The sequence below is a fragment of the Sphingomonas sp. 2378 genome, from assembly GCF_038084995.1.
GTDB lineage: Bacteria > Pseudomonadota > Alphaproteobacteria > Sphingomonadales > Sphingomonadaceae > Sphingomonas.
In genome coordinates, this window is the sequence record NZ_JAXCMJ010000068.1 from 1 (window position 1) to 12646 (window position 12646).

Sequence of the window (12646 nt, forward strand, 5' to 3'; positions counted from 1 at the left end):
GGCTTGCCCCTCCACCATGCTGCGCATGGTCCCCCTCCCCAAGCATGGCTTGGGGAGGAATTGATGGTGGACGTGTTGGACCTTCCTTCCAAGCGGGAAGAGGCCTGGCGCTGGGCGGATCTCGACGCGCTTCGGCGGGCGGCGGAGAGTGAGCGGGCTGGCCCGGTTGCGGGGGCGGATCGTTTCCTCGATCTCCCCGGCGCGCGGTTGCTGTTCGTGGACGGCGTGCTGGATGAAAGCGCCAGCCATCTCGGCCCGGTGCAACTGACCCAGATCGACGCCAGCGATCATCCGCTCGGGCGGCAGGCTTTGGGGCGTGGCTGGTCGCTGCGGCTGGAGCGCGATGCGGTCGCGGAGCCCGTGCAGATCGTCCATGTCGCCAGCGGCGCGGCCAATCACCTGCCCGCCGAGATCATACTGGCCGAGGATGCGGCGGCGCAGGTCTATGAGACCTATGTCGGGCGCGGCTGGACCAACCGGCTGACGCGGGTGACGCTGGCGGCGTCGGCGCGGTTGATGCGTGGCGTTCGGCTGTTGCAGGACGACGGCTTCGTGTCGCTGCGCGAGGAAGCCGAACTGGGCGAGGGCGCGAGCCTGACCGCGACTTTCCTGGCGGCGGGCAATATGGGCGCGCGGATCGATGGCGGGATCACCCAGACCGGCGACGGGGCCTATGCCGAGTTCGGCGGCGCGCTGCTGACCAAGGGGGAGTTGAAGCAGGAATGTGCGGTGGGCCTGCGTCACGCCGCGCTGAACGGGCAGAGCCACCAGCTATGGCGTGCGGTCGCCGCCGATCGCAGCCAGGCGAGCCTTGCCGCCCGCGTCGAAGTGGCGCGTCATGCGCAGAAGACCGATGGCGAACAGTCGCTTCGCGGCCTGCTGCTCCAGCGGACGGCGACGGTGAATTTGAAGCCCGAACTGGAAATCTTCGCCGACGACGTGAAGTGCGCGCATGGTGCGACGGTGGGCGAACTGGATGCCCGCGCGCTGTTCTACATGCAGAGCCGGGGCATTCCGAAGCCCCGCGCGCAGGCGTTGCTGACCCGCGCCTTCGTGGCGGATGCCATCGACCGCATCGGCAACGAGGTGGTGCGCGAAGCCTTCGCGGCGGATGCCGATGCCTGGCTGGAGGCGGCGCTTTGAACGTGACCACCCAAATCCTCCCTTCGCTTTGCGCGGGGAGGGGGACCGCTCGCGAAGCGAGGGGTGGAGGGGCCGGAGGGGCGTGCCCCTCCACCACCGTTTCGCGGCGGTCCCCCTCCCCATCAGAAATGGGGAGGAATGGGTGATGGCGACGGCTTGTCCTCTTGACCGGGTGACGGATTTTCCGGCCATCCCGGACGGTTGGGCCTATCTCGACACGGCCGCGACCGCGCAGAAGCCGCAAGTGGTGATCGACGCGATCACCCGCGCCTACGACACCAGCTATGCGACCGTGCATCGCGGGGTGTATCAGCGTTCGGCGGACATGACGCTGGCCTATGAGGCCGCGCGCGAGGCGACCGCGCGGTTCATCGGTGCGGGCTCGGCCAACGAGATCGTTTTCACGCGCGGGGCGACCGAGGGGATCAATCTGGTCGCGCAATGCTGGGCCGCGACCAACCTCCAGGCAGGCGACCGCATCCTGTTGTCGATGCTGGAGCACCACTCCAACATCGTGCCGTGGCAGATGGTCGCCGAGCGGCTGGGCGTTGCGATCGACGTGTTGCCGCTGACAGCGGATCACCGCATCGACCTGGATGCGATGGCGCGGATGCTGACCCCGGCGCACAAGCTGGTGTCGCTGGGCCATGTGTCGAACGTGTTGGGCTCGGTCCTCGACGGACGGCGCGCGGCCGATCTGGCGCATGGCGTGGGTGCGAAGATCCTGCTCGACGGGTGTCAGGCGGTGCCGCGCATCGCGGTCGATGTGAAGGCGCTGGATTGCGACTTCTATGTCTTCTCCGGCCACAAGCTTTATGGCCCGACCGGGATCGGCGTGCTCTGGGCGCGGCCCGAATTGCTGGACGCGATGCCGCCCTATCAGGGTGGCGGGTCGATGATCGATCGGGTCAGCTTCGCGAAGACGACCTACGCCCCCCCGCCCGGCCGGTTCGAGGCGGGGACGCCGCATATCGTCGGCGCATTGGGGCTTCATGCCGCGATCGACTATGTTTCGGCCATCGGGCTGGACGCGATCCATGCGCATGAGGCGGCTTTGGTCGCGCAGGCGCGCGAAGGTCTGTCGGCGATCAACTCGGTGCGGCTGCTGGGCCCTGAGGACTCGGCGGGAATCGTCAGTTTCGCGGTCGAGGGGGTGCATCCCCATGATATCGGCACCATATTGGACGAGAGCCGGGTGGCGATCCGCGCGGGCCATCATTGCGCGCAGCCGCTGATGGAGGCGCTCGGCCTGCCCGCCACCGCGCGGGCGAGCTTCGGCGTGTATAACGGACCCGATGACGTCGCGGCGCTGGTGGATGGCGTCCGGCGGGTCACGAGGATTTTCGGATGAGCGACTACAAGATCGAAGAAGTGGATAGCGTCGCGCAGCCGCCCAAGGCGCGGGTGCAGGATGTCGTCGAGTCCCCGGCAGAACGCCAGCGCGACTATCTGTCGGGCTTCCTGTCGCAAAAGCCGGCCAGTGACGATCCGACGCAGCCGGGCGGGGCGCTGTATGATGGCATCATCGACGCGCTGAAGGATATTTTCGATCCTGAAATCCCGGTCAATATCTATGATCTGGGGCTGATCTACGGGGTCGAGGTGACCGAGGGCGGCCATGCGGTCGTTACCATGACGCTGACCACCCCGCATTGCCCGGTCGCCGAATCGATGCCGGGTGAGGTCGAACTGCGCGTCTCGGCGGTGCCGGGGATCGCGACGGCGGACGTCAACCTGGTCTGGGACCCGCCCTGGGATCCGCAGAAGATGTCGGACGACGCCAAGCTCGAACTGGGGATGCTCTGACCATGGCGACCACCTTGCGCCCGCGTCCCGCCGCGCTGAACCTGACGCCCTCCGCCGAGGCGCGGATTGCCGACCTGATGGCCCGCGCGCCCGAGGGGGCGATCGGGGTCAAGCTGTCCACCCCGCGCCGGGGGTGTTCCGGCCTCGCCTATTCGGTGGATTACGTGACCGAGGCCAAGGCGTTCGACGAGAGGATCGACACGCCGGGCGGCACGCTGTTCGTCGATGGCGGGTCGATCCTGTACCTGATCGGCTCGACCATGGATTGGGTGGAGGACGACTTCACCGCCGGTTTCGTGTTCCAGAATCCGAACGCCAAGGGCGCGTGCGGGTGCGGGGAAAGCTTCACGGTTTGAGGGGAGGGGGTATCCCTTCCTGATCCCGTTCGCACTGAGCGAAGTCGAAGTGCACGTCCCGACCTCTCGCCCGGAATCCCCTGGCCTTCGACTTCGCTCAGGCTGAACGGAGGCTGGGGAACCGCACAGCCTAAACCCGGTGCTCCAGCCTCAAACTCGCGCCATCCCACTCCACCGACAAATCACGATAGTCCGTCACCATCGCATGGTGCGTATCCATCCTATCCCGATGCGTCTCGGCGATCACCACCACCGTCATTCCCGCCGCTTCGGCCGCCGTGATTCCGGCGGGGGCGTCTTCGAACGCCAGGCAATCCTCCGGTGCGACACCCAGACGCTCGGCCCCCAGCAGGAAGCCATCCGGCGCGGGCTTGCTCCGTTCCGCATCCTCCGCCGTCACGAATACGCCCGGTAGCGGCAACCCGGCGGCCTTCAGCCGCACCTCGGCCAGCCGCTTGGGCGCGGAGGTCACGATCGCCCAGCGATCCGCCGGCAGCGCCGCCAGGAATTCGGCCGCGCCGCCGATCGGCGCCACATCGTCCACGTCCAGCATCTCCGCCTCGGTCAGCGCATGCGCTTCGGCCACCGGATCGACTCCGGGCAGGTTCAGTCGCCGGATCGTCTCGACCGACTGGACGCCGTGGATGGTTGGGAGGAACGCGGCCACGTTCAATCCATGCCGCTCCGCCCAGATGGTCCAGGCGCGTTCGGCCGAAGCGATGGAACTCAGGATCGTTCCGTCCATGTCGAACAGGAAGCCGCCAAATGCGCGAGTGGGCAGGGCTTTGGTCATCGGCGCTCCGGGTAGGGATCAGCGCCCCGCCACCCGATCGGCGGCGGGGCGAAGGGGCTTAATTGGCCTGGAAAACGCCACAGGCGATGCGGCCGCCGCTATTGCCGCTGGGGTCGGTCTTGAGATCGTCGGCGGCGGCATGGATTACGATCGCCGAGCCGTCCGCATCGAGCAGCCCCGCCATGGTCGCGCCCGGCAGCACCACGCCCAGCGTCCCGCGCCCGTCGCTGCCGACCGTCATGTTGGGCATGTCGCCCTCATGCGGCCCTTGCGGGTTCATGCTGCCATGCTGGCGCTGCGTCGGGTTCCAGTGGCCGCCAGCGGTCGTGAAGTCCGGTGCGTCGCAGCGACCGACTGTGTGGATATGGACGCCGTGCATCCCCGCCGGAACGTTCATCGCGTCCAGCGTGATGCGAAGCCCGCCCGCCACCTCGGTCGCGGTGGCGCGGCCCGCCTCGACGCCGGTGCCGGTACGCAGGCTCGCGGTCGCACTCGGTCCGCCGGGGACGGGGGAGCCCGTTTCCATCCTGGTCTGGTCGCAGGCCGCCAGGCCCAGCGCGACGATCGCGGCAGTCGTGAGTGCGAGATATTTCATGTCGGAAGCTCCCTGATCGAACGAAACGAAGAAGGCCCGGCTTGTCACCCGCCGGTATCCAGCGGCCAACGCATCAACGGTTCATAGGATGCGCCGCCATGGCCGAGGTGGCTTTGATAGAGCAGGATATGCTCCATGGCGAAAGGGGCGCTGGACAGACCGGCATGGACGGCGCGCCACCCCTCGATCTCGGGCGCGGTCCCGGCGGATCGGGGCAGGCGGGCCAGCGTGATATGCGGGCGATAGGCGCGCGCTTCGGGCGGCAGGCCGACACGCACACAGGCCTGGTCCACCTTGCGATGCAGATGGGCGAGCGCGTCATGCGGGCCGACCCCGGCCCATAGGGTGTCGACCCGCCCGCGGTGATCGAACGCGCCGACCCCGGCGATCCGGACGACCGGCGCGGGGGCGTGGACCTGTCCCAGGGCGGCGGCGATATCCTCCGCCACCGAGCGATCCACCTCGCCGATGAAGCGCAGGGTCAGGTGAAGCTGGTCGTCATCCTGCCACCGGGCATGGGGAACGCCGTCCATGACATCGGCCAGCCTGTCGCGAATGGCGGGGGGCGGGCGAAGGGCGACGAACAGGCGAAGCATGACAAAACATGTCTATCGCATTCTGTTGCCGTCACGGGAACCTCTCCCGCTTGAAATGAGTCACCAACGGAGCGATATTTCCCATAACCGGCATCTGGCCGGGCAAAGGAGCAATGTTTCACCATGGCAAACTGGTCTGATCCACGGCCGAGCGCCGCGCCGTTCGGTACCACAGCCACCACGGGCTCGACCGCTTATGATGCGGGTCTGCGTTCGTACATGCTGTCCGTCTATAATTACATGACGTCGGGCGTGCTGCTGACGGGTATCGTCGCGCTGCTCTTCGCATGGGGCGGGCGGGACAGCATGGCCGCGAACGTCTTCCTGAACGGCGGTCCGCTGAAATATGTCATCATGTTCGCGCCGCTCGGCTTCGTGTTCGCCCTGAGCATGGGCGTCAACCGCATGAAGACCTCGACGATGCAGATGCTCTTCTGGGCGTTCGCGGTCGTCATGGGCCTGTCGCTGTCGACCATTTTCCTGGTCTATAGCGGTTCGTCGATCGCGGGCGCGTTCTTCGCCACCGCGGCGGGCTTCGCGGCGCTGAGCCTCTATGGCTACACCACCAAGCGCGACCTGTCGGCGTTCGGCACCTTCCTGATCGTCGGTCTGGTCGGCCTGATCGTCGCCAGCGTGATCAACATCTTCCTCCAGTCGGGCACCATGGCGCTGGTCATCAGCTTCGTCGGCGTGCTGCTGTTCGCAGGCCTCACCGCCTATGACACACAGCGGACCAAGGAGATGTATTATCAGGTGCGCGGCACGTCGTTGCAGGACCGTGTGGTCATCATGTCGGCGCTCAGCCTGTACCTCGACTTCATCAACATGTTCCTGTTCATCCTGCGTCTGTTCGGCTCCAGCCGCGACTAATCGTCGGATAACGGGTTTAGACATGGGGCCCGGCGGAGTGTCCGCCGGGCCCTTTTTTCGTGGAAGGAACACGGCCCATGCGCCTGTCGATCGAAGTGACGCTGGACTATGGCCTTCGCGAACCGGCGGATATCCTGTTGCAGGTCGAGGTGGCGGCGATGGCCGACCAGCGGCTGGAGCATCAGGCGCTGACCATCTGGTCCGACCACGGCGTGACGGCGGTGCCGGGCGAGGACGGGATCGGACAGCGATGCTGGGTGCGCGCGGACCATGCCCTGGTCGCGCGGTACGAGGCGGTGGTGGCGATCGACCGCCCCGTGCTGCGGCTGGAGGGGATGCAGGCGACCCCGGCGCGCGCGCTGACCGGCGACCTCATCCCCTATCTGCTACCCAGCCGCTATTGCGAGTCCGACCGGCTGGAGGGGTTCGTGCGACGGCGTTTTGCCGGTCTGTCGGGCGGTGCGATGGCGACGGCGCTGATCGACTGGGTGTCGACCCGCCTCGACTATCGGTCGGGCAGTTCGACCGGCGGGACCAGCGCGCTCGATACCTTCGGAATGCGCATCGGGGTGTGTCGCGACTATGCCCATCTGCTGGTCGCCCTGGCGCGGGCGGCGGAGATCCCGGCGCGCTGCGTCTCGGCCTATGCGCCAGGCGTCGACCCGCCGGACTTCCACGCCGTTGCCGAATTGTGGCTGGAGGGAAGCTGGCACCTGGTCGATGCGACCGGCATGGCGCGTGCCGACGAGATCGCGCGGGTGTGCGTCGGGCGCGATGCCACCGACATCGCCTTCATGACCGTCTTCGGCGAGGCGCAGCTTTGCGATCAACGGGTCAGCGTTCGCCGTCTCGACTGAGGCGGGGCAGGAACGCTTGCGCGGGCTGGCTCGTTGATCCTGTCCACTCGTGATGGGGAAGTGACATGAACGACAGCATCGACGACCGCGCGCTGGACAGCGTGTCGGTGGCGCCGGGCGGCGAACAGGCCGAGCAGGGCAACCGTCCGCGTCCGCCCGAACAGGACGCCGGACAGGACCCGGAGATCACCGGCGACCTGAAGAAGAACCCCGAGGATGTCGAAGCACAGCTCGACGAAAGCCTCGACGAATCGATGGACGCCAGCGATCCGCCCTCGATCACCCAGCCCGGCCGCGACGGCCCGGCAGAGTCGTCGGGTTACAAGGAATAATCGCCGATCCGGGTGGGGAGGCGCAACCGCGCCGCCTCGCCCGATGGGTTCGTCGCGACGCATCCGGGCCGCGTGGTCGATGCGGAACCGGGATGTCGCCAAACGACCCTTTCTGTCCCGTCTGCGGACAATATCCGGAAAATGATGGCCCCGAGCACCGTTCGTCGCAATCAATGTTGCGGCGCGGCGGATTTCATGGTCGTCTGTCTTCGGCCCGTTCAGCATTGCGTTAACGAGATCGGCGCATGATGATCGGGCAGTCTCGATGGGCGGGGTAAAGGATATGGGATCGAGGAACAGACCGGCCGAAGGCACGATGACATTGGCCGAGATGAAGGAATTTGCGGGCTTCGCGGCGGCGACCCAGCGTTACATCCGCCGGTCGCTCGACATCGGGCTGGACCGTGAGGATGCGATGGCCCGCTGGTCGCGCGACGTGGTCGAGGCGGCAAGCATCCGCGCCCAGGCCCGGCTGTACCGCAACCTGCCCGAAATCCGGCACCTGATCCCGGTCGACAGCGGCCTGGAATCGCTGGAGCCGTTCATGGCCCCCTTCGTGACGATCGCGGCGTTCGACCTGGGGCAGGGGCGGCTGACCAGCTTTTCGGCCTTCCGCTTCCTCTATGAGCGGCTGATCGGGGCCGAGGTGCGGCCCTGGCTGCCGGCGGTCTTCTGTTCGGCGGCGGCGCTGCCGCATCTGCATCCCGAATTGCGGCGCAAACTGCTCCAGTCGATCAGCGAGGCGGCGGCGACCGCGGCAGGCTGGTCGAGCCGCCAGCCCGCCTTCTTCCCGCATTGGGTGGAGAAGGTGGACACCAACGGCACCTCGCTGGCCAATTGATTGCCCAAGCGCGCGCCGGTCAGCGACAGGCGCGCCAGCCCATCGGCCCGCGATAGGCCTGGTCGAGATGGAAATGATCGGCATGGGCGGCGTTATAGTCGGGCGACAAGGTGGTCGCGAACAGATCGCATGCCTCGTCGCGGACCCGGCGCAGGAATTGCCCGGTCTTTCCCTGATTGCGCCAGTCGCGCAACACGCTGATCCGGCGACCGTCGCTCAGGCGAAACCCCGCGATATCGACCGCATTGGCGCGCGCATGTTCGCTCCAGTCGCTGGAACTGCGACCGTTGATCCGGCGGCAATTATAGCTGCCCAGATGATCGATGGCGACGACCTCCGCCCCCAATAGCGCGCGGGCGGCGGGCTGGACGCTGTTCCATTCCCATAAGGCGAGCGAGGCGGCGACCGGGCAGGAGACGCCGAGCGAGGCGGGCCGATATCCGACCGACCGCGCGCCGCCGGTTGCGAAGCGCACCGCATCGTCATAGCCGCACTGTCCGCCCGTCGAGCGTGGCGGCAAGGCGGTATAGGCGATCCCCGCCTTGTCGAGCAGCGCCAGGCACGCCGCCCGGTCCCGGGTCAGCGCGGTCAGCTTGCGCCCGGTGAAGAGCCCGACCGGCTGGCCGAGATCGAGCGGCGCCCAGGGCACGTCCTGTGGCCGCTGCCGTACCAGAGTCCAGATCAGCAGCGCCAGCATCGCCGATCCGGCGATCAGGACCATGACGGTCGTCCATCGCCGGAGCGCGCGCATCACCCGCGTCTGGCGGCGGTGACGGGCTCCGAGGTGATCGGATAGCCCATATCGTCGGGGATGCAGATCGATGGCACGCCGTTACGCTCCGCCTGAAAAGGAACGATCCGCCGGACCGGCCAGGCGCGGGCATCGGCCATGGCAGAGGGGAAATCCCGATACTGGGCCAATCGTTCCAGCGTCCGACGGGTCGGGAAGATGATATGGATATCCCCCCGGTCCGCCGCCGACAGGGCGGCCTGCGCCGTCATCCACCGCGCGGCGGCGGTTTCGCCCCCGTCGATGATCGGGGTGGAGGCGTGGCGCGGTATCTCCGCCAGATAGAAGCGCGCATCGAACCGACGCACGGGGACATGTTCGGGACACCATCGGGCAAACGGTGTCAGCGCGGGCTCCTCGATCCGCAGGCGCCGTTCGGCCAGCGCCGCCGCGAAGGACTGGCCGCGAGCCATGTCGGCGCGCAGGTCCGCGACGGTGATTTCATCGGGGTGCGGCATCAGGCCGACCGCCAGCCCGACTTCCTCGATCGTCTCGCGAATGGCGGCGATGCGCGCGGCGCGGTCGTCCGGATCGACGGCATCGGCGGGCACCATCCCATGGTCGCCGGGATCGACCCGACCGCCGGGAAAGACCATCGCCCCGCCCAGAAAGGCCAGCGCCGCGCCGCGTTCGACCATCAGGATTTCGGGAAGGGCGTCGCGCTCCGTCCCTTCGCGCATCAGGATCAGGGTGGCGGCGGGAATGGGATCGGGGATCATCGCGGCGTCAACGCATCGCATGTGGGATCGGGCAAGGGCCGGACGGCGTCAGCGATGGGAGAGAAAAACACCGGCATATCGTCCGGTAAAAGGGGTGGTGGAGCTGAGGGGAATCGAACCCCTGACCTCTGCAGTGCGATTGCAGCGCTCTCCCATCTGAGCTACAGCCCCGCCCCATATCCCGACCGTGGTCGGGAGCGACGCCATTAGCCGGTGATCCGGGGCGACGCAACACTCCAAAGCGGCGGGCAGCGAAAATTTTTCCGCCGCTTTCGGCCTTTCGCATCGGGCATTCCGTCGTGCGGAGCGCCCCGGCCACGGAACAATGTCTTGATCTTCCTCATTGAAACCATCGGATGGCACGGCCCGCCGGACGAGCGGCGTCGGCCCCCGCAGGACCGATTTTCAGGAGGGTTTAGGATGGCTTACGATCGCTATTCCCGCGACGCCAATCGTGGCGGTCGCGACTTCGACTATGGCCGGGATTACGGCTCGGGGCGGGACTACACCTATTCCAGCGCGCGCGATTACGAAGCGGCGGGCGCGTTCGACGACGATCGTGATGACAGCCGCAACGACAGCCGTCGCGGTTACGGCGCACGCGACTATGGCCATCAGGGCTATGGCCGCCAGGGCTATGACCGGGACGACAGCTATCGCGGTTCGCGCCAGGATTTCGGCGGTCGCCAGAACGAAGGCCGCTATGGCGAAGGGCGTTCGGGCTCGGGCGATTACGGCTCCTATGGTCGCGACAGCTATCGTGGCGGCCAGCGCGACTATGGCCGTGAAGGCTATCGACCCTCGGGCTATAGCGACACGACGCGGGGTTACGGCGATTCCTCGCGCGGCTATGGCTATACCGGCGATCGCTATGGCCGTGACGACCGCCAGGGTCGCGGCGATCAGGGCCGCCAGCAGTCGGGCCGCGACTATGGTCGCCAGCCGCAGGGCTATGACTATGACGATCGCGGCTTCTTCGCCCGCGCGGGGGACGAGGTCCGTTCGTGGTTCGGCGACGAGGAGGCGGAGCGCCGCCGCGAGGCCGATGCCCGCTTCGACGAGCGTTACTATGCCGCGCAGGACCACGACTATAATAGCTGGCGCTCGGGCCAGATCGCGGCGCTCGATCGCGATTATGACGAATATCGCAGCGAGAACCGCACCAAGTTCGAGAACGAGTTCAGCAGCTGGCGCACCGAGCGCGAGGGGCAGCGCGGCCTGTTGTCCAAGGTGACCGAGCATCAGGAAGTGCTGGGTTCGGACGGCGCGCATGTCGGCACGGTCGACAAGGTGCGCGGCGATCGCATCCTGCTGACCAAGAACGACCGCGATGCGGACGGCCAGCACCATTCGATCCCTTCGCGCTGGCTCAAGTCGGTCGAGGACAAGGTCACGCTGACCAAGACCGCCGAAGAGGCCAAGAGTCACTGGCGCGAAGAGGAAAACGCCCGCGCCATGTTCGGCGATCGCACCAGCGAAACCGGATCGAACCGCTACGGCCAGTCGAACGCCTATGGTCAGTCGAGCACCTACGGCCAGACCGGCCAGGGCACGACCGGCACCACCGGCCAGAGCGCTACGGGGACGACCTCGACCACCGGCGGTTCGACGGCGTCGACCAGCACGAGCGGCACGACCACGGGCAGCACCTCGGATACCAACCGGGGTTACTGATAGAAAAAACGTCACTAACCGGTGACTTTTCTTGGAGGGCTCGGGTGGACTTCACCCGGGCCCTCTCCCATGTCCGCCGCAGACGATGAAAAGGATATGAGCATGAAAGCTTGGACGCTGGCAAACCGCCCGCAGGGGATGCCGAAGCCACAGGATTTCGCGTTGATCGAGCAGGCGCTGCCCGAACTCGCCGAGGGGCAGGTGCGGGTGGCGAACCGCTGGTTGTCGGTCGACCCCTATATGCGCGGGCGGATGAACGACGTGAAAAGCTATGTCCCGCCCTTCCAGCTGGGCGAGCCGATGCAGGGCGGCGCGATCGGCGAGGTGGTGGAAAGCCGCGCGGACGGCCTCGCGGTCGGCACGCTGGTCAGCCATATGGCGGGCTGGCGCGACGAGGCGGTGATCCCGGCGTCGCAGGTCCAGCCGCTGCCCGATCTGTCGGTCGATCCGCAGGCCTTTCTGGGCCAGTTCGGCATGCCGGGCATGACCGCCTATTACGGCCTGGTCCGCATTGCCGAGGCCAAGCCGGGCGACACGGTGTTCGTGTCGGCGGCCGCGGGCGCGGTTGGATCGACGGTGGTCCAGATCGCCAAGGCCAAGGGGATGACGGTCATCGGGTCGGCGGGCGGCGCGGACAAGGGCGAGTGGGTCCGGTCACTGGGGGCCGATAAAGTCATCGATTACAAGGCGGGCAAGCCGGTGGTCGAGGCGCTGGGCGAAGCGGCCCCGGAGGGGATCGACGTCTATTTCGACAATGTCGGCGGCGACCATCTCGACGCCGCGCTGGCCCATGCGCGGCCGGGTGCGCGCTTCGCCATTTGCGGGATGATCGATGTCTATAACGACGCCAAGCCGACCAGCCTGAAGTATCTCGCCCGCCTGATCGGCAATCGCGTGCGGATCCAGGGGTTCATCGTCTCCGACTTCAAGGATCACCAGGGCTTCTATCGCGACATGGCCGCGATGCTGGGCGAGGGGAAATTGCAGCGGGAGGAGACGGTCTTCGAGGGGCTGGACCGGATGCCGGAGGCGTTCCTGGCGCTGTTCTCGGGCGGTAACAAGGGCAAGATGCTGGTGAAGCTGTAAGGAACGCTTCCGAAAGCTCCCCTCCCGCAGGGGGGAGGGGTTGGGGGAGGGGAGTGCCACGGACGTCGTCCTGTGAGGCGTGCCCTCCCCCCGACCCCCTCCCGCTTGCGGGAGGGGGGAGTGCGCTTGGCGGGAGCTGGCCCTTCGATAGCTCCCCTCCCGCAGGCGGGAGGGGTTGGGGGAGGGGA

General features: G+C 67.1%; 15 protein-coding genes and 1 tRNA gene. 10 read left to right on the forward strand and 6 right to left on the reverse strand.

The window, feature by feature from the left end; genetic code table 11:
• The first annotated feature begins 63 nt into the window (after window positions 1–63).
• The 4 genes from SM191_RS18595 to SM191_RS18610 all read left to right on the forward strand — a co-directional run bounded on the left by SM191_RS18595 (window position 64) and on the right by SM191_RS18610 (window position 3305).
• Window positions 64–1143 (forward strand): SufB/SufD family protein, encoded by a 1080-nt coding sequence (locus tag SM191_RS18595; protein WP_306998883.1) that lies wholly within the window; start codon window positions 64–66, stop codon window positions 1141–1143.
• Window positions 1144–1288: 145 nt separating this feature from the next.
• Entirely contained in the window at window positions 1289–2494 is a 1206-nt protein-coding gene (locus SM191_RS18600; protein ID WP_341507508.1) for an aminotransferase class V-fold PLP-dependent enzyme, read from the forward strand.
• Complete coding sequence (locus SM191_RS18605; RefSeq protein WP_306998887.1) at window positions 2491–2949, forward strand: SUF system Fe-S cluster assembly protein; 459 nt, start codon at window positions 2491–2493, stop codon at window positions 2947–2949. The genes SM191_RS18600 and SM191_RS18605 overlap by 4 nt, the downstream gene beginning before the upstream one ends.
• 2 nt (window positions 2950–2951) lie before the next feature.
• Entirely contained in the window at window positions 2952–3305 is a 354-nt protein-coding gene (locus SM191_RS18610; protein ID WP_306998889.1) for a HesB/IscA family protein, read from the forward strand.
• A 130-nt stretch (window positions 3306–3435) separates the two neighbouring features.
• Here the strand turns inward: SM191_RS18610 and SM191_RS18615 are convergent, their stop codons facing one another.
• From SM191_RS18615 to thpR, 3 genes are read right to left on the reverse strand one after another with little or no spacing between them, the layout of a single operon-like run.
• Window positions 3436–4098: an HAD-IA family hydrolase gene (locus SM191_RS18615; protein WP_306998891.1), complete on the reverse strand. Its 663-nt coding sequence runs from the start codon at window positions 4096–4098 to the stop codon at window positions 3436–3438.
• Between the two features lie 58 nt (window positions 4099–4156).
• Window positions 4157–4693, reverse strand: coding sequence for a superoxide dismutase family protein (locus tag SM191_RS18620; protein ID WP_341507509.1), 537 nt, complete (start codon window positions 4691–4693; stop codon window positions 4157–4159).
• Between the two features lie 44 nt (window positions 4694–4737).
• Complete coding sequence (thpR, locus tag SM191_RS18625) at window positions 4738–5289, reverse strand: RNA 2',3'-cyclic phosphodiesterase (RefSeq protein WP_341507510.1); 552 nt, start codon at window positions 5287–5289, stop codon at window positions 4738–4740.
• Between the two features lie 123 nt (window positions 5290–5412).
• Here thpR and SM191_RS18630 point away from each other — a divergent pair, with 123 nt between their 5' ends.
• From SM191_RS18630 to SM191_RS18645, 4 genes are all read left to right on the forward strand, one after another.
• Window positions 5413–6159, forward strand: a complete 747-nt coding sequence (locus SM191_RS18630) for a Bax inhibitor-1/YccA family protein (protein ID WP_341507511.1) — start codon at window positions 5413–5415, stop codon at window positions 6157–6159.
• Between the two features lie 77 nt (window positions 6160–6236).
• Entirely contained in the window at window positions 6237–7016 is a 780-nt protein-coding gene (locus tag SM191_RS18635; protein WP_341507512.1) for a transglutaminase-like domain-containing protein, read from the forward strand.
• Between the two features lie 65 nt (window positions 7017–7081).
• A complete protein-coding gene (locus SM191_RS18640; RefSeq protein ID WP_267435148.1) occupies window positions 7082–7348 on the forward strand; it encodes a hypothetical protein in 267 nt (88 codons plus the stop codon).
• Window positions 7349–7631: 283 nt separating this feature from the next.
• On the forward strand, window positions 7632–8189 hold the full coding sequence (locus SM191_RS18645) for a hypothetical protein (protein ID WP_306998899.1): 558 nt from the start codon (window positions 7632–7634) through the stop codon (window positions 8187–8189).
• 19 nt (window positions 8190–8208) lie between these two features.
• Here the strand turns inward: SM191_RS18645 and SM191_RS18650 are convergent, their stop codons facing one another.
• From SM191_RS18650 to SM191_RS18660, 3 genes are all read right to left on the reverse strand, one after another.
• The gene (locus SM191_RS18650; protein ID WP_341507513.1) at window positions 8209–8910 is read right to left on the reverse strand and encodes an extensin-like domain-containing protein; all 702 of its coding nucleotides are present in this window, start codon (window positions 8908–8910) and stop codon (window positions 8209–8211) included.
• Window positions 8911–8939: 29 nt separating this feature from the next.
• Window positions 8940–9698, reverse strand: coding sequence for an NUDIX hydrolase (locus tag SM191_RS18655; protein ID WP_341507514.1), 759 nt, complete (start codon window positions 9696–9698; stop codon window positions 8940–8942).
• Between the two features lie 95 nt (window positions 9699–9793).
• Window positions 9794–9869, reverse strand: a tRNA-Ala gene (locus SM191_RS18660).
• Window positions 9870–10118: 249 nt separating this feature from the next.
• Between SM191_RS18660 and SM191_RS18665 the strand changes: the two genes are divergently transcribed.
• Window positions 10119–11372, forward strand: coding sequence for a DUF2171 domain-containing protein (locus SM191_RS18665; RefSeq protein WP_341507515.1), 1254 nt, complete (start codon window positions 10119–10121; stop codon window positions 11370–11372).
• Between the two features lie 102 nt (window positions 11373–11474).
• Window positions 11475–12458: an NADP-dependent oxidoreductase gene (locus tag SM191_RS18670; RefSeq protein ID WP_341507516.1), complete on the forward strand. Its 984-nt coding sequence runs from the start codon at window positions 11475–11477 to the stop codon at window positions 12456–12458.
• Window positions 12459–12646 lie beyond the last annotated feature (188 nt).